This window comes from Amycolatopsis melonis (genome assembly GCF_040064235.1).
GTDB lineage: Bacteria > Actinomycetota > Actinomycetes > Mycobacteriales > Pseudonocardiaceae > Amycolatopsis > Amycolatopsis melonis.
This window is the reverse complement of the sequence record NZ_JBDZYD010000012.1, coordinates 84371-102244: the sequence shown is the minus strand read 5'-3', so window position 1 is coordinate 102244 and position 17874 is coordinate 84371. Positions and strand designations below refer to the sequence as shown.

Genomic DNA, 17874 nt, shown 5'->3' with positions numbered 1-17874 from the left:
CGGTGGTCGTAGGCTGGTCCGGTGAGTGAGCCCGTCGACGAGACCCCGCGGCCGCCCGGCGGCCGCCCCGAACCCTCCCGGCCACTGATGGTGGTCGCCTTCGAAGGCTGGAACGACGCAGGTGACGCGGCCAGCCGGGCGGTCGAGCACCTGCAGCTGAACTGGGACGCCACCCCGCTGGCCGAACTCGAGCCGGACGACTACTACGACTTCCAGGTCAGCCGCCCGACCGTCCGGATGGTGGACGGCGTCACTCGACGGGTGGACTGGCCGACCACGCGGCTGTCGGTGTGCCGTCCCGACGGCTTCGACCGCGACGTGGTGCTCGTCCAGGGTCCCGAGCCGAACATGCGCTGGCGCGCGTTCTGCGCCGAGCTGCTGGAGCACATCCAGCAGCTCGACGTCGCGACGGTGGTGACGCTCGGTGCGCTGCTCGCCGACACCGCGCACACCCGCCCGGTCCCCGTCACCGGGACGGCGTACGACAAGGACACCGCGTCGCTGTACGGGCTCGACCTGAACAACTACCAGGGCCCGACCGGCATCGTCGGGATCCTGCAGGACTACTGCGTGCAGGCGGGCATCCCGGCGGTGTCGATCTGGGCGGCCGTGCCGCACTACGTGTCGCACCCGCCGTCCCCGAAGGCGACGCTGGCGCTGCTGCACAAGCTGGAGGACATCCTCGACGTCGAGATCCCGCTGGGCGCGCTGCCGGAGCAGGCCGAGGAGTGGCAGCGCACGGTCAGCGAGATGGCCGACGAGGACGAGGAGATCAGCGAGTACGTCCGCAGCCTCGAAGAGCGCGGCGACGCCCAGAGCGAGGTCGCGGTCGAGGACGTCAGCGGCGACAAGATCGCCGCCGAGTTCGAGCGCTACCTGCGCCGCCGCGGCCGCGGCCAGGAGGGCTTCGGCCTGCGCTGAGTTCACCGGGGCCTGCTGGTGGCGAACGCCCGCGCGGGGTTCGCCACCAGCATGGCCGTCACAGCGTCCTCCCCGAGCCGCTTCGCCAGCCGGGGCGCGAGTGTCGTGAGCAGGTAGGACGCGCCGGGTTCGTGCCGGGCTGTCGCCGTCGTCGTGTCGCCGCCCAGCAGGATCTGCCCTCCATGCCCGGCGCCGACGAGGGTTTCCAGGCAGTCCGGAAGCCGCCAGTCGGTTGCGTGGTTGGCGCGCGATGGCCCGTCGAAGCCGAGGAACGTCCCGCGCGCGGCGATTTCGCGTAGCAGCGCATCGTCCGGGTTGCGGTTGAGGTGGCCGAGGATGACCCGGTCGGCGGGCACTTCGTGCGTGTCGCACAGCAGGCCGGCGACCTCCAGGGCGGCCGTGCCGTGTTCGAGGTGGACGGCGATCGGCGCGCCGGTCTCCTGGTGGGCTACCGCGGCGGCGGTCAGGGTCGTCCGGGCGTGGTCGTCGAGGGTGTGGAAGGCGCCGGCGACCTTGATCAGCCCGGCCCGCGTGCTTCCGGTCAGGTCGTCGACGAAGATCCGGGCCAGGTCGTCGACGACCTCGCGGACCACCTCGGGCGCGTAGTGCGCGGCGCGGTGGAAGCCGGTGGCCGCGACGATGTGCACGCCGGTTTCCCGCGACAGCCGGGCCAGGTCGCCGATCCTGCGGCCGAGCCCGTACGGCGTCCACTGGACCAGCGCCGAGCCGCCGGCCGCCTTGAAGTCGAGGAGGACGTCCCGCGCCGGTTCCACCTCGTCCAGCTCCTCGCCGGGCAGCAGCTTCGAGGCGAAGAAGAGGTGGTCGTGCGAGTCGGTGACGCCCAGTTCGGCCGGGTCGATGTCGCCCAGCACCGTGCGGATTACCCCAGTCATGCCACCCATCGTAACGCCTCAGGCGTTACACTTGGCGGGTGCCGGAAGACTTCCGCCTCGACATGGGCGCTCCCTGGCTGAACCTGCTCGCCACCCGCGGCCGCGCGTTCGGCGCGAAGCCGGTCGAGCGCCTGCCGACGCCCGCCCGGCTGGCGGAGTGGCTGGACCTGGCGGAACTGACCCCGCGGGCGCGCGTGACCGACGCGGACCTCGCGGCCACGCACCGGCTGCGGGAAGTCCTGCGCGACCTCGCCCAGCCGGTGGTGCGCGGCGAAGCCCCGCCACCCGCGGCGATCGGGGCACTGGCGGAGTTCCTGACCGGCGAGCCGGTGCGCTTCGAGGCGGGCTTCCACCGGACCCCGCCCGCCGACACGACGGCCGCCCTCGGGCGGCTCGCCTCCCAGGCGGCCGACTGGCTGACCGGCCCGCTGCGCCACGACCTGCACGTCTGCCCGGAGGACGACTGCCGCGGCGTGTTCGCCGACCCGGGCGGACGGCGGCGCTGGTGCCCTTCCCCGGCCTGCGCAAGCCGCGGCCGGGTCCGGGCACTCAGGCAGCGGCGGCGCGCGGAATCCTGAGCAGGCCGCCCTCAGTTGAGCTGCACGGAGTTCAGCAACGTCAGCGCCGCCTGCGCGTTGGCACGCGAGCTGTTGATTTCGACGGTGTAGGCCCCGATCTTCCGGTACTGGCGAACCGGCAGCGGGTCCCGCGGAGACGCGCTTTCCGTGGTGCCGGCGGGCGAGACGAACATCGAGAAACACCGGCTGTCGAGCGGCGCCTTCCCCAGGACGGCTGCGGGGCAGAGGACCAGGGTGTTGGCCTCGGGCTCGCTGGTGAACGCACCGATCTCCAGCCCGTCCGGGACCTGCGCCGACTTGAGCGGCGACGCGAGCACCGGCGGGGTGGCGCGGATCTTCCCCAGCAGCGAAAGCATTTCCGCGGCGGTCATCGGCTTCGTGGTCCGCACCCGCATCCACCGATCCGGTCCGTCCTGCCACGTCACCGACGCCGGGTCCGCGATCTGACCGGCGGTCGCGGGTTTCGCAGGCAGTGCCGTGCGGGGTGCGGTGCCGTCATGGACGTCGATCTCGAACCCGTACCGATGGTTCTGCCCGTAATGGAGACCGACGTGGTGCGGCTGGACCGACCACAGCTGCAACTCCCAGGAACTGTCGTCGAGGCTCACCGACGGCGCGGCCGGGGGTACCTCCGCGGCCGACGGCGGCGCGTCGGGCAGACGGCTCGCGAGGGCCGCCGGAGGCACCCCCGGGGTCTCCGCACCGAACATCCCGATGACCCCCGCGCCGAGGGCGGCCACCGTGAGCGTCACCGCGGCGATGCCGGTCGTGCGGCGCCGACGAGTGGCCGCGTCGCCGGGGTCGGGCATCACCCCTTCATCGAGGCGCACCGGTCAGGACGGCCAGAGGATCCGGCGCATCGGCACCGGTCCCCGCGCCCGCTTGCGCCATTCGCGCGGATAGCCCAGTGACACCTCTTCGAAGCGGACTCCGTCGGCCTCGGTCGTGCGCGGGATGTGCAGGTGGCCGTAGACCGCGATCTCCGCGCGGTAGCGCACGTGCCAGTCCTCGGTCTTCGTCGTGCCGCACCAGAGCGCGAACTCCGGCCAGTACAGCGGTGCCGTCGGGTGGCGGTGCAGGGGCCAGTGCGACATCAGGATCGTGCCGTGGTCTTCGGGGATCGCGTCGAGGCGTCCGGCGCTGATCTTCAGCCGGTCCTCGCACCACGCCTGACGGCTCGGGTACGGGTCCGGGTGCAGGAAGTACTCGTCCGTGCAGACCACGCCGGCGTCGCGGGCCTGGCGCAGGGCCTCCTCCAGGGTCGCGCCCTCCGCCTCCGGGGTCCGCCAGCTGTAGTCGTAGAGCAGGAACAGCGGCGCGATGGTCAGCGGCCGGTCCCCGCCCCGCCAGACGGGGAACTCGTCCTCCGGGGTCAGCACGTCGATCGCCCGGCACTGCTCGACGAGGTACTCGTAGCGGGCCTGGCCCCGCAGCTGGCACGGGTCCCCGTTGGTGGTCCACAGCTCGTGGTTGCCCGGCACCCACACGACCTTCGCGAACCGCTCGCGCAGCGTCTTCAGCGTCGCGATGGTGGCTTCGGCGCGCTCGGCGACGTCACCGGCGACGAGCAGCCAGTCACCGGGTGTCTCCGGCACGACGGAGTCGAGGATGGGGCCGTTGCCCTCGTGGGTCACGTGGAGGTCGCTGGTCGCGAACAGATGCGGCACCCCTCCACCGTAACCACCACGGCCACCGGGCTTCCGCGAAACGCCACTTCTCGCGTGCGGGACTCAGCATCAGCACCCCGGCGAGGACGTACACCCCGGCCTGGACGTTCAGCAGGAGGGCGGGCCCGGTCACCGCGACGAGCGTGCCCGCCAGCAGCGCACCGAGGGTCGTGAAGGTCGCGACGGCCGCGAACGTCGTGCTCAGCACCCGTCCGGCGCGCTCCGGCACGACCGCGCCCTGGATCTGCGACAGCGTCCCGGCGCCGACGACCACGCCCGGGGCGCCGGCCAGGACGAACAGCCCGGCGTACACCCCGAGCGCCGTCGTCACCGCGGCCAGGTTCCAGATCACCGCCGACAGCAGGCCCAGCGCGAGGGCACCCCAGCCGAGCAGCGCGGCGGGCGCGGCCCGCCGCGCGACGGTGGCCAGCGCGAACCCGGCGGCCAGCCCGCCGATCGCCTGCACGCCGCGCAGCAGCCCGGCGTCGGCTTCGCTGCCGCCGAGCACGTCCAGGACGTAGACGACGAACAGCACGAGGAACATGCCCTGCGCCAAGGAGGTGCACACCAGCGCGAGCCCGGTGCGCCACAGCCGCCGGTTGTGCGTCAGCTCCCGGAGACCGTCCACCCAGGCCCGCGCCACCGGTTCACGCACGGCGGCCGGTGCGGGCGTGCCGACGCGGTGGAACGGCTTGGCCAGCAGCGCCGCCGCGACGACGAGGACGGCGAGGTAGCCGGTGACGACGTCGGCGAGCCCGCCGAAGCCCAGCAGCGCGCCGCCCGCCCAGCCCCCGGCGAGCCGGGCGACGCTGCCGTTGACGCTCATCAGGCCGTTCGCGCCGGTGACCTCGGCGACGCCGACCAGCTCCGGGACCAGGGCGTTGCGTGCCGGTTCGAACACCGACGCCAGTGCCGCCTGCGCGGCCATCACCGCGTACACCACGGCGACGGCCGGCTCGCCCAGCAGCGGAAGCGCGACGACGGCGAGCCCGCAGCAGACGCCGAACAGCACCGCGCGGCGGTCCCACCGGTCGGCGACGACCCCGGCGACCGGGCTCAGCAGCACCGCGGGCAGCAGGCCCAGCACGATGCTCAGCGCCGTCGTCGCGGCGGAGCCGGTGCGCTGGAAGACGTAGACGGGCAACGCGACCTGCAGCATCCATTCCGCGGTCTCGCCGAAGAACGCCGCCACCCACAGCCGCGCGAACGCGGGCACCCCCAGCAGCTGCCTCATTCCTCCGCCTTCCCCGAGTGCTCGATGCGCGGGAACGCCCGCAGGCCGACGTGCACCGGCCGCGCGTCCGCCGGCGCGTCGGTCCTGATCGCGCCGACGTACGGCCGGACCAGTGCGTCGATCGCTTCGGTCAGCCGCGTCAGCTCCGCCGGTGTCACGCGCAGCGCGTACGCCGACAGACCGGACGCCGCGCGCCAATCCGGGTCGAGGTCTTCGAGGGAGTCCAGGTACCGCTGGGTCAGCTCCTGCTCGTGGGCCAGGCTCGCCCCGACGACGCCCAGCTGGGCAGCCCGGCGGCCCGGGTCGTCGGCGAACTCCCCCAGCTCGAGGCCGACCTGGCGGGCCCGCCACGGGCGCTCCCGGCCGTCCTCGGCGTCGGCCCGCTCGACCAGCCCGTACTGCGCGAGCTGCCGCAGGTGCCAGCTGCAGTTGGACGCCGTCGAGCCGACGGCCTCGGCGCACTCGCTGGCCGTGCGCGGGCCGACGGCGGTCAGGTGGTTCAGCAACGCCGAGCGCAGCGGGTGGGCCAGGGCACGCAGCAGCTCGACGTCCTCGATCCGCTTGCGCGGTGGCAGCTCGGCCATCGGCACTCCAGTCTGAAAGGATTCTTTCGAAAGTTATCTTTCAGAGTTGCCCCTGCCTGCGGCTTTGTCAACCGGCTTCGCTATGGTTTGCCCGGCAGTGACTGCGCAGGGCAGTGACTGCCTCGTCACCGAACCTGGGATGAATGGTGCCCGACCAGCGCGAACTCGCCACTGCCGCCGCCCTTGCCCTCCCCCGGTTCGTCGGTTCGACCGCGCTCTTCCACGCCGCCGTCGCCGGCCGCATGGGCGTCACCGCCACCGAGCTGCACTGCCTGCACCTGCTGCACGGCGGCGTCAGCGACTCCCCCACCGAGCTGGCCCGGCTCCTGGGCATGTCCACCGGCGCGTTCACCCGCCTGCTCGACCGGATGGAGCAGCACCGGCTCGCCGAGCGCGCCCCGGATCCCGCGGACCGGCGGCGGCTCGTCGTCCGGCCCCTGCCGGACCGGATGGCCGAACTGGCCGAGCTGTACGCGCCGATGGCCCGGTTCGTCGGCGAGCGGCTCGCCCGCTTCGACCGCCGCCAGCTCACGGCGTTGCTGGAGTTCCTCACCGACGGCACCGCGGCGGCCGAACGGTCGACCGAGCAGCTGCCGGATGTGACCCAGGCCATAACCCGTTGACTAACTCTACTGATGTTGCGTTAACCTGGTTCCACTATGAGGAACTGAACCGCGCCCATCCCGCCTGAGGCGGCACCCGGTCGAGCCGACGCTCCCGCGTGCCACGACGCCCGGCCGGGAGCTCCGCTTCTTCTTCCCCCAGGGCTCGGTGATCGCACATGCATACCCTTTTCCCGTTGCAGGCCAAGGACGTCGTCTTCGGCTACGGCACCCGCGTCGTCCTCGACGGCGTCTCGCTGACCGCCTCGGCCGGGCAGCGCCTCGGCCTGGTCGGCGAGAACGGCACCGGCAAGTCCACGCTGCTGCGCCTGCTCGCCGGGCTCGAAGAACCCCGCTCCGGCGAGGTCCTCCGCGGCCCGGACGTCGGGTTCCTGCTGCAGGAACTGCCGTTCCCGGCCGAAGCCACCTTCGCCGACGTCCTCGACGACGCGCTCGCCGAGATCCGCGCCGCCGCGGCCCGGCTCGACGAGCTGACCGCGGCGATGACCGACCGGCCGGACGACCCGGCCGTGCTCGACGAGTACGGCCGCGTCCTGGAGTGGGCCCAGGCCCACGACCTGTGGGACGCCGACCGCCGCGCCAAGCTCGTCTGCGACGGGCTCGGCCTTGGCGGCGTCGACCCGGACCGGCGGCTCGGCACGCTCTCGGGCGGGCAGCGGTCCCGGCTCGGCCTGGCCGCGCTGCTCGTCCGGCAGCCGGAAACGCTGCTGCTCGACGAGCCGACCAACCACCTCGACGACGCCGGGATGGCGTTCCTCGAACGGCATCTCACGCAGCTGACCGGGATCGTGGTGCTGTCCTCGCACGACCGGGTGTTCCTCGACGCCGTCTGCACCGACATCGTCGACCTCGACCCGGCGGTGGCCGACCGGCAGGCCGGCGGCGCGGTCCGCTACGGCGGCAGCTACAGCGACTACCTCGGGCACAAGAAGGCCGAGCGCGCCCGCTGGGAGCAGCGCTACGCCGAAGAACAGGAGGAACTGAAGGAGCTGCGGGAAACCGTCGCGGTCACCGCCCGCAACGTCGCCTACGGCCGCGGTCCGCGGGACAACGACAAGTTCATCCACCACTTCAAGGGTGCCCGCGTCCAGAAGACGATCTCGCGGCGGGTGCGCGACGCCGAGCAGCGGCTGGAAATCCTGGAACGCGACCAGGTCCGCAAACCGCCTGCGCCCCTGCGGTTCCGCGCGGAGCTGACCGGCCGGGCCACCGGCGACGGCCCGGCGATCTCGGTGCGGTCCCTGGAGGTGCCGGGACGGCTGCGGCTGCCGCGGCTGGACGTCGACGGCTCGGCCCGGCTGCTGGTCACCGGCGGGAACGGCGCCGGGAAGTCGACCCTGCTGTCGGTGCTGGCCGGACGGCTCACCCCCGCGTCGGGCTCGGTCCACTTCGGACACGGCGTGCGCGTCGGGCTGCTGGAGCAGGACGTCACGTTCGAAGGGCCGGAGCGGACCGCGGCGCGGGTGTACCGGGACACGCTCGGCGAGGACGCTCCCCCGCTGAGCCAGCTGGGCCTGCTGGCTTCGCGCGACCTGCGGCAGCCGGTCGGGGCGCTGTCGGTGGGCCAGCGGCGGCGGCTCGCGCTGGCGATCCTGCTGGCCGAACCGCCGGACGTGCTCCTGCTGGACGAGCCGACGAACCACATTTCGCTGACCCTGGCGGAAGAACTGTTCGCGGCCCTGGACACCGCGCCCGGCGCCGTCGTCATCGCCTCCCACGACCGCTGGCTGCGCCGCGACTGGTCCGGCGACCACCTCCACCTGGCCGACGGCCGGCCGGCTGCCGTATAGGCCGTTATACGCCGGTGAGGGGGCGCCACTTTCACGTGAAAGTGGCGCCCCCCAGGCCGTCAGAGGGCGATGCCGAGGAGGGCGTCGACGGCGTTGCGGATCAGGCCGGGGGCGGCCGGGTCGGTGCCGTCGCGACGGAGGGCTTCGCTCGCCCATGCGTCGATCGCGGCCAGGGCCTTCGGCGTGTCGAGGTCGTCGGAGAGGTGGTCGCGCAGCCGGGCGACGGTGTCCTCCGCGGACGGGCCGGTGGCCAGCGACACGGCTTCGCGCCAGCGGGCGAGCCGGGCTTCGGCGTCCGCGAGCAGCTCGGCGGTCCACGGGCGGTCGTCGCGGTAGTGCCCGGCGAACAGCGCCAGCCGGATCGCGCCCGGGTCGACCCGGTCGGCCCGCAGCCGCGAGACGAACACCAGGTTCCCGCGCGACTTCGACATCTTCTCGCCGTCGAGGCCGATCATCCCGGCGTGGACGTAGTGCCGGGCGAACGGGCCGTCCTTGGCGACGGCCTCGGCGTGCGCCGCGCTGTACTCGTGGTGCGGGAAGATGAGGTCCGAACCACCGCCCTGGAGGTCGAAGCCGAGGCCCAGCCGGTTGACCGCGATGGCGCTGCACTCGATGTGCCAGCCCGGGCGGCCCGGGCCCAGCTCGGACTCCCACGACGGCTCGCCCTCGCGCGCGACCCGCCACAGCAGCGCGTCGAGCGGGTGCCGCTTGCCGGGGCGGTCGGGGTCGCCGCCGCGCTCGGCGAAGAACTTCGCCATCGTCTCGGCGTCGTAGTTCGACTCGTAGCCGAACTTCCCGGTCGCCGCGTGGTCGAAGTAGATGTCCGGGAACCGCTCGTCGTCGGCCCGGTAGGCGGCGCCGTTGGCCAGCAGCTTGGCGATGACCTCGACGATCTCCGGGATGCTCTCCACGGCCCCGACGAACTGCCGCGGCGGCAGCACCCGCAGCGCGGTCATGTCCTCGCGGAACAGCGCCGTCTCCCGCATGCCCAGCACGACCCAGTCGTCCTGGTCACGCTCGGCCCGCTCCAGCAGCGGCTCGTCGATGTCGGTGACGTTCTGCACGTAGTGGACGTCGTGCCCGTTGTCCCGCCACACGCGGTTCACCAGGTCGAAGGCGAGATACGTCGCGGCGTGCCCCAGATGCGTCGCGTCGTAGGGCGTGATGCCGCAGACGTACATCCGGGCGGTGGCGCCGGGCGCGGTCGGGCGGATCTGCCCGGTGGCCGTGTCGTGGAGCCGCAGCGGGCGGGGGGTGCCGGGGATGCGGGGCACGTCGACCGATGACCAAGTCTGCATACCTCGACTGTAAGGGCTGCCCGGTCCGGCGTTCCCGAGCGGTGGGACGAGCCGTACTCGCGCGTAGGATTGGCGGGCCGGTTGCTTGCGCATCGACCGCACGACGTCGCCGTGACCTGGCTCACGCTGACGGCGTAGCCGATCAGCGTGTCGGCCGCGGCCGCTTCGGCGAGCGCGACGCCCACCCGACCCTGGTCGGCGCGTCGGCGATGGTCGTGCAGTGCGACGGCAGTGCCGCGAGGTTGTTGCGCACCGAGGCCAAGTCGTGCAGCCGCGGGTCCTACCGCCGCGTGCGCAGGTAGTCCCCCACCACCGCCGCACCGAGGCCGTCGAGGTCCGGGGCCACCACGCGGCCACCCGAGCGGCGGGCGATCAGGTCGACGAACGCCGTCAGCCGCGGGTCGTCGCCGAGGCGGAACACCGAGATCGACGCGCCCAGCTTTGCCAGGCGGTCCACTTCGGACAGTGTCTTGAGGAGGGTCCGGGGCTGGGGCGGGTAGTCGAAGACCGCTTCGCCGTCCGGTTCCAGGTGCGCCGTCGGCTCGCCGTCGGTCACCATCAGCACCACCGGCTGCGCGTCGGGGTGGCGGCGCAGGTGCTGCCCGGCGAGCAGCAGCCCGTGGTGGGCGTTGGTGCCCTGCTCCCACGCGCCTTCCAGGCCGATCAGCTCCGGCAGCTCCACCGACGTCGCGTACCGGCCGAAGGTGATCAGCTGCAGCGCGTCGTTGCGGAACCGCGTGCTGATCAGCTGGTGCAGTGCGAGCGCGGTGCGTTTCATCGGCAGCCAGCGGCCTTCCTGCACCATCGACCACGACGTGTCGACCAGCAGCGCCACCGCCGCACGGGAACGGTGCTCGGTCTCGACCACCTCGACGTCCTCGACGTCGAGCCGCACCTGCCGCTCCCCCACCGAAACCGACCGCAGCACGGCGTTGCGGATGGTCCGCGGCACGTCCCAGGGCTGCATGTCCCCGAACCGCCACGGCCGCGACGCGCCGGTCGGCTCGCCCGCCGCGCCCGCCGACTCCGTCTCGCGCTCGCCGGTCTTGCCGCGCAACGCGTTGACGATGTCCGACAACGCCGTCTCGCCGAGGCGCCGCAACGCCTTGGGCGACAACCGCAGCGAGCCGTCGGCGGCCCGTTCGAACAGCCCCTGGCGGCGCAGTTCGCGCTCCAGCTCGGCCAGCCGGCGGGCGTCGACGCCGGCGTCCTTGCCGAGCTGGCGTTCGAGCGCCTCCAGGTCGATGTCCTCCAGCCGCGCACCCGGGTACGCCTGCCCGAGCTGCTCGGCCAGCGCGTCCAGCTCGGCGAGGTCCTGCATGGCCTGTGCGCCTTCGCCCATGCCGAGCGGGTTCCGGCCGCGGAAGCGCGCCGACCCGGTCCAGTCCTCGCCCGGCCGGGCTGCCCGCAGCTGACTGTCCAATCGGGACAGCTGCTGCGCCAGGCGCGGGTCGCCGAAGGCCTGCTGGGTCAGCTCGGCCAGTTCCGCGCGCTGCTCGGCCGACATCGAGTTGAGCATCCGCTGCGCGGCCGCCGAACGCTCGGCCAGCGCGTCGATCAGCTCCTCGACGGTGCGCGGGTTCTCCGGGAAGTACTCGCCGTGCTTGCCCATGAAGTCGTCGAAGCGCTGCTGGACGTCCTCGTCGCCGCGGGCGTGCGCTTCGAGGAGGTCGTTGAGGTCGGCGAGCATCTCGTTGATCCGCTCGACGTCCTCGGGCCCGGCGTTCTGCAGTGCCTGTTTCATGCCCTGGAACCGGGACTCCATCAGCTCCCGGCCGAGCAGGTCCTGGATCTTCCGGTAGTTCTCGCGGCCTTGTTCCGACCGCCAGTCGTAGTTCGCCAGCTCGTTGACGGCCGCGGCCGTGCCGGGCGGCAGCGCGTCGAGCTGCGCCTCCCGGAACCGGGCGTCGTCGTCCGGGTCCGGGAACAGCTCGCGCCGCTCGGCGTCGAGGGCTTCCTGCAGGAGGCGCTGGACCTCCTGCAGGGTGCCGTCGAGGTTGTTGCGCCGCTGGATCTGCGAGCGGCGCTGCCACAGCCGGCGGGTCAGCTCGTCGAGGCCGGCGGTGCGGTTCGTGCCGCGGCGCAGCATTTCCTCCAGCGCCGCCCGCGGCGAAGCACCGGCCATGACGTCGCGGCCGATCTCGTCGAGCGCGTCACGCAGGTCGGCAGGCGGCGCGAGCGGGTCCGGCCCGTCGTGCCACGGGCCGTAGGAGTAGCCGTCGGGAAGCGGGATCGCGGTCATCGGCCGTAGACGGTCGTCGCGTCGTCGGAGTCCTTGGCGAGCCTGCGCGACAGGAACAGCGATTCCAGCGCGAGTTCGACGGCGGCCGCGATCCGCCCGGCGGGTTCGTCGGCGGCGACGCCGGCCCGCTGGGCGACCTCGTGCAGGACGGGCAGTTCCGGCAGGGCGGCGAGGACGTCCTTGCCCGGCACGCGCTCGCCGGTGGACACCAGGTGGCCGTCGGCGACCGCGTCGGCCAGCGGCCGCAGGTCCAGCCCGGCGAACCGGTCGCGCGCGGTTTCGGCGATCGCCAGCCGCAGCAGGTGCACGAGGTGCTCGATCTCGCGGCCTTCTTCGCCGGGCTCGAACTCGATCTTGCCGCGCAGCACCGACGGCACGGCGTCGAGGTCGACCGGGCGGGCCACCGCGGGCTCCTCGCCGGTCAGCGCCGAGCGCCGCAGGGCGGCCGCCGCGACGGTTTCCGCCGCGGCGACGGCGAACCGCGCCGAGACGCCGGAACGCTGGTCGATCACCGTGGACTCGCGGAGGTTGCGGACGAACCGGGCCAGGACTTCCAGCAGCGGCTCGCCGACTTCGGCGACGAGGTTCGCCTCCTGCCGGACCACCGCCACTTCCGATTCGACGTCCAGCGGGTAGTGGGTGCGGATCTCGGCGCCGAAGCGGTCCTTGAGCGGGGTGATGATCCGGCCGCGGTTGGTGTAGTCCTCGGGGTTGGCGGTGGCGACGAGCAGGACGTCCAGCGGCAGCCGCAGGGTGTAGCCGCGGACCTGGATGTCGCGCTCCTCCATGACGTTGAGCAGCGCGACCTGGATGCGCTCGGCGAGGTCGGGCAGCTCGTTGACGGCGACGATGCCGCGGTGGGCGCGCGGGACCAGCCCGAAGTGGATGGTCTCGGGGTCGCCGAGGCTGCGGCCTTCGGCGACCTTCACCGGGTCGACGTCGCCGATCAGGTCACCGACCGAGGTGTCCGGCGTGGCCAGCTTCTCGGTGTAGCGCTCGGAGCGGTGACGCCAGGCCACGGGCAGGTCGTCGCCGAGCTCGGCGGCCCGGCGGATCGACGCGGGCGTGATCGGCTGCAGCGGGTGCTCGCCCAGCTCGGCGCCCTCGATGACGGGCGTCCACTCGTCGAGCAGCCCGGCGAGGGTGCGCAGCAGGCGGGTCTTGCCCTGGCCGCGTTCGCCGAGCAGGACGACGTCGTGGCCGGCCAGCAGCGCGCGTTCGAGCTGCGGCAGCACGGTGCGGGAGAACCCGACGATGCCGGGCCAGGCGTCTTCGCCGTTCTTGAGCGCCTGAAGGAGGTTGTCGTGGATCTCGCGGGCGATCGGCCGCGGCTCGTACCCGGCCGCGCGCAGGGCCCCGGCAGTGCGGGGAAGAGCGTCTGGAACTGCGTTCACCCGTTCGACGCTACTGCGGGATCGCCGGTGCGTCGACGTGGAGCAACTCCAGCGTGGGCGCGCTCCGGGCCGGGGCGGCGGGCCGGGTAAAATAGGGCGTCGTGTGCCGTCCCAGTGCGACTTTCGCGGTCTGGTCGAGCGCGTGGCTGAACGGAGCCGCGGCGTCCGACGACGTACTCGACGCCCTGCTCGCGTGGGGTGAGGCCCACGACGTGGTCGCCGCCGACGCGGCCGCGGCGGAGGCGTTCGGCCTCCCGCTGGCCTTCAACCGGGCGGCCACCCCGGTCCAGCTGCTGATGGCCCTGCGTTCGCAGGGAGCGAAATCCCTCCACCTGGTCCTCCCGGTCCCCGGCGACGTCCGCGGCCTCGGCGGCGGCGGCCCGTTCACCGAAGCGGCGTTGCGGGCGGGCGACGCGGTGGTGCTCCCGGACCTCGGGTTCGGCCTGGTGCCGGAGCCGATCGCGGAGGGCTTGGTCCGCTGGACGGTCTACTCGCTGACGTCGCCGACGCCCCCGGAGTACTTCGCGCTGGGCGAGGCGGAACACGGCCTGACGGACGCGATCCGGGCCAGCGCGGGCGCGTTGCAGACGCTGGACGTGGCATCGGACCGGCCGGGCGTGCGCGCGGAGCTGTCGGCCCACCTGCGCTCGCGGCCCCGGGTCGACTGGCCCGCGGGAACGCCCGGCCGCGCGCTGCGGGTGCTGCAGCGCGCGGAGGAGATCGCGGCGATCCTGGTGATCGCGTCATCGGACGACCCGGGCGGCGCACTGTCGGCTTCGGCATCGACGCTGCGGGCACAGGCACTGCGCCCGCTGTCGGACGCGGTCCGGACGGCACGCTGCGCGGCGGTCAACGAAGCGGTGCGGGTGTTCGCGGAGTCCGCCGCCCGGGAAGGCTGAGGCTTGCTAGCGGGCCGGGCGCTTGGCCGGTTCGCAGCAGCCGATCGCGCACGGGGCGCCGTTGATCGTGCAGCCCGCCGCCGGGAACGACGAGAGCTTGCGTGGCTCCACTCCGTGCGTGTGCTCGCGGACCAGCTCCACCACCAGCTCCGCGAAGCGCGGGTCCGCACCCGCCGTCGCCGCGCGGGCGAAGGCCATTCCGTGCTCGGCCGCGCGCTCGGCTGCCTCGTTGTCCAGGTCCCAGACCACCTCCAGGTGATCCGAGACGAACCCGATCGGCGACACGACCACGCCGGGCACCCCGGCTTCGTGGAGAGCGTCGAGGTGGTCGACGATGTCCGGCTCCAGCCACGGCACCTGCGGCGGCCCCGAGCGCGACTGCCACACGACGTCGTACTCGGCGATCCCGGCCTCGGCCGCCACCAGGCGGGCCGCCTCCGCGATCTGGCGGGAGTAGCGGTGGCCGCCCTCCGACGGCGGGCCCGAGGCGATGTCCGCGCTCGTGGGCACCGAGTGCGCCGTGAACACCGTGCGGATGCCCGGCCGGTTGCCCAGCGACGCGTGCGCCGCCCGGACGCCGTCGGCGACCGCCGAGACGAACAGCGGGTGGTCGAAGAACTGCCGGATCTTCACCAGTTCGGGGGCACCGTCGCCGACCGCCGCGCGGGCGCGCTCGATGTCCTCGTCGTACTGGCGGCACGCCGAGTAGCCGCCGTACGCGCTCGTCGGGAACACCAGCACCCGGGACGCGCCCGCGGCCGTCAGCGCCGCCAGGGTGTCCTCGACCATCGGATGCCAGTTGCGGTTGCCGAAGTGCACCGGCAGGTCCATGCCGGCGGCCGAGAGCTGCTTCTCGACCGCGGCGATCGCGTCGCGGTTCAGCTTGTTGATCGGCGAGACCCCGCCGAAGTGCCGGTAGTGCTCGGCGACCTCCAGCAGCCGCTCCCGCGGCACCCCCCGGCCACGGGTGACGTTCTCGAGGAACGGCATGACGTCGTCGGGCCCTTCCGGACCGCCGAACGAAAGCCACAGCAACGCGTCGAATTCCACCCCGTCATCTTGCCGCTGTGGCCGGTCGCACGCTGACGCGGGCCCGTTATGAATCGACCAGTCCAAAACACTGGTACGGTGGCGGCATGGCCAGGCCACGGGAGTTCGACGAGACCGCCGCCGTCGAGCGGGCGATGCACGCGTTCTGGGACCACGGCTATGAGGCGACCTCCACCCAGGACCTGTGCGAGGCCACCGGGCTCGGCCGCAGCAGCGTCTACAACACCTTCTCCAGCAAGCGAGCGCTGTTCCGGCGGTCGCTCGCACACTACAGCGCCCGCGGCCTTGCCGGCCGGAAGGCGATCCTCGAAGGCCCCGGCACGGCCGCCGAGCGGATCGCGGCGATGTTCGACGCGCTCGTCGAGGAGGAACTCGCCGACGGCCGCCGCGGCTGCCTGGTCGTGAACACCGTCGCCGAACTGGGCACCCCCGACGACGACATCGGCGCGCTCCTGCGCCAGGACACCGAGCAGCAGCTCGCCCTGCTCGCCGGCTGCGTGCGGGAAGGCGTGCTCGACGGCAGCGTCCGGGACGGCCGCGACCCGGCCGACGTCGCGGAGTTCCTGCTGAGCACCATCTCCGGGCTGCGCCTGATGTCCCGCCGCGGCGCGAGCGGCGAGGCCATGCACGCGGTCGCCGACCTCGCACTGGCCGCCATCACCCGCTGAGCCTTCCCACCGAAGCCGTCCAGTGGCGTGACCACGTTTTGAACTGATCGATACACAACATAGGAGGATCCGTGCCCCTGGCCGTCTTCGTCCTCGGGCTCAGCGTGTTCGCGCTGGGCACGTCCGAGTTCATGATCACCGGCCTGCTCCCCGGGATGGCCGCCGACCTGGGCGTGAGCATTCCCGACACGGGACTGCTGATCTCGGCGTTCGCGGTCGGCATGGTCGTCGGCGCGCCGCTGCTGGCCATCGGCACCCTGCGGCTCCCCCGCCGCCGCACGCTCCTGGTGCTGCTCGGGGTGTTCGTCGCCGCGCACGTCGTCGGCGCGCTCGCCGAGGGGTACGCGGTCCTCTTCGCGACCCGCGTCGTCGCCGCGCTGGCCTGCGCGGGCTTCTGGGCGGTCGCCGCCGCGACGACGATCGCGCTCGTCCCCGTCGACCGGCGCGGCCGCGCCATGGCGGTGCTCGTCGGCGGGCTGACCGTGGCGAACATCGCCGGCGTCCCGGCCGGGACGTTCCTCGGCCAGCACGCGGGCTGGCGGGCGGCGTTCTGGGCGGTCGCGGCCGTGACGCTGGTCGCCGTGGCCGGTGTCGCGGCCCTGGTGCCCGAAACGACCGGCGACGCGATCAGCGTCCGCGGCGAGCTGCGGCTCTACCGGCGCGGCCGGGTCTGGCTCGCCCTCGGCGTGATCGCCTTGCTGCAGGCCATGATCTTCGCCGCGTTCAGCTACCTGGCCCCGCTGCTGACCGAGACCGACGGCCTCCCGGAAAGCTGGGTGCCTGCGGTCCTCGCGTTGTTCGGCGCTGGTGCCCTGATCGGGATCACCGCGGGCGGGCGGCTCGCCGACCGCCGTCCCTTCGCGACGCTCTACGGCTGCCTCGGCCTCGCGCTGGCGGCCCTGCTGGTGCTCGCCCTGACCACCGACCCGCTCGTCGCGGTCGCGGCCGTGCTCGTCTTCGGCGTCGCCGGGTTCGGCGCGAACCCGGCGCTGAACGTCCGCGCCTACCAGGTCGCCGGGGACGCGCCGACGCTCGTCGGGGCCAGCACGACGGCGGCGTTCAACGTCGGCAACACACTCGGCCCGTGGCTGGGCGGCGTGGCGATCGACGCCGGGCTCGGCTTCCCGAGCGTGGCCTGGACCGGCATCGCCCTCGGGGTCGCGACACTGGCCGCGCTCACGGTCGCTTTGGTGGTCCAGCGGACCGACGACCGTGAGCGCGTCACCGTGTGAAGCGTCAGATGCCGAGGGCGTGGACCCCGCCGTCGACCATGATCATCGAGCCGGTCGTGGCGGGGAGCCAGTCCGACAGCAGCGCGCAGACGCTCTTGGCCGTCGGGTCCGGGTCCGAGCTGTCCCAGCCCAGCGGCGCGCGGTCGCCCCAGCCCTCCTCCAGGTCCACGAAGCCCGGGATCGACTTCGCCGCCATCGTCTTCATCGGGCCCGCGCTGACCAGGTTGACGCGGATGCCCTGCGGGCCCAGCTCCTTGGCCAGGTACCGGTTGACCGACTCCAGCGCGGCCTTCGCGACGCCCATCCAGTTGTAGACCGGCCACGCCACCCGGGCGTCGAAGTCCATGCCGACGACCGAGGAGCCGCGGCCCAGCAGCGGCAGGCACGCCTTCGTCAGCGACATGAACGAGTAGGACGAAACCTCGACCGCGGTCTTCACGTCCTCGGCGGGCGCGTCCATGAACGGCGCGCCGAGGCAGCTCTGCGGGGCGAACCCGATCGAGTGCAGCACGCCGTCGAGGCCGTCGACGTGCTCGCGGACGCGGTCGGCGAGGCTGTCGAGGTGCTCCTGGTTGGTGACGTCCAGCTCCAGCACCGGCGCCTCCTGCGGCAGCCGCTTCGCGATGCGCTCGACCAGCGACAGCCTGCCGAAGCCGGTGAGCACGACCTTGGCGCCCTCCTGCTGCGCGATCCTGGCCGCGTGGAAGGCGAGCGACGCGTCGGTGATGATGCCGGTGATCAGCAGGCGCTTGCCTTCGAGCAGTCCGGGCACTTGTCCTCCAAGTCTTGGTTCGGGATCAG

General features: G+C 73.1%; 17 protein-coding genes. 7 read left to right on the top strand and 10 right to left on the bottom strand.

Annotation, left to right across the window (positions count from 1 at the left end; translation table 11 throughout):
• The first annotated feature begins 21 nt into the window (after positions 1-21).
• Positions 22-921, top strand: a complete 900-nt coding sequence (locus ABJI51_RS30220) for a PAC2 family protein (RefSeq protein WP_348954442.1) — start codon at positions 22-24, stop codon at positions 919-921.
• Between the two features lie 2 nt (positions 922-923).
• Here the strand turns inward: ABJI51_RS30220 and ABJI51_RS30215 are convergent, their stop codons facing one another.
• Complete coding sequence (locus ABJI51_RS30215) at positions 924-1814, bottom strand: phosphotriesterase family protein (RefSeq protein WP_348954441.1); 891 nt, start codon at positions 1812-1814, stop codon at positions 924-926.
• A gap of 38 nt (positions 1815-1852) precedes the next feature.
• Between ABJI51_RS30215 and ABJI51_RS30210 the strand changes: the two genes are divergently transcribed.
• Positions 1853-2392 (top strand): CGNR zinc finger domain-containing protein, encoded by a 540-nt coding sequence (locus tag ABJI51_RS30210; RefSeq protein WP_348954440.1) that lies wholly within the window; start codon positions 1853-1855, stop codon positions 2390-2392.
• A gap of 11 nt (positions 2393-2403) precedes the next feature.
• Here the strand turns inward: ABJI51_RS30210 and ABJI51_RS30205 are convergent, their stop codons facing one another.
• From ABJI51_RS30205 to ABJI51_RS30190, 4 genes are read right to left on the bottom strand one after another with little or no spacing between them, the layout of a single operon-like run.
• Positions 2404-3201: a hypothetical protein gene (locus ABJI51_RS30205; protein ID WP_348954439.1), complete on the bottom strand. Its 798-nt coding sequence runs from the start codon at positions 3199-3201 to the stop codon at positions 2404-2406.
• A gap of 24 nt (positions 3202-3225) precedes the next feature.
• Positions 3226-4059 (bottom strand): metallophosphoesterase family protein, encoded by an 834-nt coding sequence (locus ABJI51_RS30200; RefSeq protein ID WP_348954438.1) that lies wholly within the window; start codon positions 4057-4059, stop codon positions 3226-3228.
• A complete protein-coding gene (locus tag ABJI51_RS30195) occupies positions 3968-5293 on the bottom strand; it encodes an MFS transporter (RefSeq protein WP_348954437.1) in 1326 nt (441 codons plus the stop codon). The genes ABJI51_RS30200 and ABJI51_RS30195 overlap by 92 nt, the downstream gene beginning before the upstream one ends.
• On the bottom strand, positions 5290-5877 hold the full coding sequence (locus tag ABJI51_RS30190; RefSeq protein WP_348954436.1) for an ArsR/SmtB family transcription factor: 588 nt from the start codon (positions 5875-5877) through the stop codon (positions 5290-5292). Before ABJI51_RS30190 ends, ABJI51_RS30195 begins: the two co-directional genes overlap by 4 nt.
• A gap of 146 nt (positions 5878-6023) precedes the next feature.
• On the opposite strand from ABJI51_RS30190, the gene ABJI51_RS30185 reads away from it, so the two are divergent.
• On the top strand, positions 6024-6500 hold the full coding sequence (locus tag ABJI51_RS30185) for a MarR family transcriptional regulator (RefSeq protein WP_348954661.1): 477 nt from the start codon (positions 6024-6026) through the stop codon (positions 6498-6500).
• 158 nt (positions 6501-6658) lie between these two features.
• Complete coding sequence (locus ABJI51_RS30180) at positions 6659-8290, top strand: ABC-F family ATP-binding cassette domain-containing protein (protein ID WP_348954435.1); 1632 nt, start codon at positions 6659-6661, stop codon at positions 8288-8290.
• Positions 8291-8349: 59 nt separating this feature from the next.
• On the opposite strand, the gene mshC is transcribed toward ABJI51_RS30180, so the two are convergent.
• The 3 genes from mshC to ABJI51_RS30165 all read right to left on the bottom strand — a co-directional run bounded on the left by mshC (position 8350) and on the right by ABJI51_RS30165 (position 13224).
• On the bottom strand, positions 8350-9588 hold the full coding sequence (mshC, locus tag ABJI51_RS30175; RefSeq protein WP_348954434.1) for a cysteine--1-D-myo-inosityl 2-amino-2-deoxy-alpha-D-glucopyranoside ligase: 1239 nt from the start codon (positions 9586-9588) through the stop codon (positions 8350-8352).
• Positions 9589-9868: 280 nt separating this feature from the next.
• Positions 9869-11830: a vWA domain-containing protein gene (locus ABJI51_RS30170; protein WP_348954433.1), complete on the bottom strand. Its 1962-nt coding sequence runs from the start codon at positions 11828-11830 to the stop codon at positions 9869-9871.
• Complete coding sequence (locus tag ABJI51_RS30165; protein WP_348954432.1) at positions 11827-13224, bottom strand: ATP-binding protein; 1398 nt, start codon at positions 13222-13224, stop codon at positions 11827-11829. The genes ABJI51_RS30170 and ABJI51_RS30165 overlap by 4 nt, the downstream gene beginning before the upstream one ends.
• A 101-nt stretch (positions 13225-13325) precedes the next feature.
• Between ABJI51_RS30165 and ABJI51_RS30160 the strand changes: the two genes are divergently transcribed.
• The gene (locus tag ABJI51_RS30160; protein ID WP_348954431.1) at positions 13326-14123 is read left to right on the top strand and encodes a hypothetical protein; all 798 of its coding nucleotides are present in this window, start codon (positions 13326-13328) and stop codon (positions 14121-14123) included.
• A 6-nt stretch (positions 14124-14129) separates the two neighbouring features.
• Here the strand turns inward: ABJI51_RS30160 and ABJI51_RS30155 are convergent, their stop codons facing one another.
• Positions 14130-15173: a ferrochelatase gene (locus ABJI51_RS30155; protein WP_348954430.1), complete on the bottom strand. Its 1044-nt coding sequence runs from the start codon at positions 15171-15173 to the stop codon at positions 14130-14132.
• 86 nt (positions 15174-15259) lie between these two features.
• Between ABJI51_RS30155 and ABJI51_RS30150 the strand changes: the two genes are divergently transcribed.
• Both ABJI51_RS30150 and ABJI51_RS30145 read left to right on the top strand, forming a co-directional pair.
• The gene (locus ABJI51_RS30150) at positions 15260-15841 is read left to right on the top strand and encodes a TetR/AcrR family transcriptional regulator (RefSeq protein WP_348954429.1); all 582 of its coding nucleotides are present in this window, start codon (positions 15260-15262) and stop codon (positions 15839-15841) included.
• Between the two features lie 71 nt (positions 15842-15912).
• Complete coding sequence (locus tag ABJI51_RS30145; RefSeq protein ID WP_348954428.1) at positions 15913-17073, top strand: Cmx/CmrA family chloramphenicol efflux MFS transporter; 1161 nt, start codon at positions 15913-15915, stop codon at positions 17071-17073.
• Between the two features lie 4 nt (positions 17074-17077).
• Here the strand turns inward: ABJI51_RS30145 and fabI are convergent, their stop codons facing one another.
• On the bottom strand, positions 17078-17845 hold the full coding sequence (fabI, locus tag ABJI51_RS30140) for an enoyl-ACP reductase FabI (RefSeq protein ID WP_348954427.1): 768 nt from the start codon (positions 17843-17845) through the stop codon (positions 17078-17080).
• Between the last annotated feature and the right edge of the window lie 29 nt (positions 17846-17874).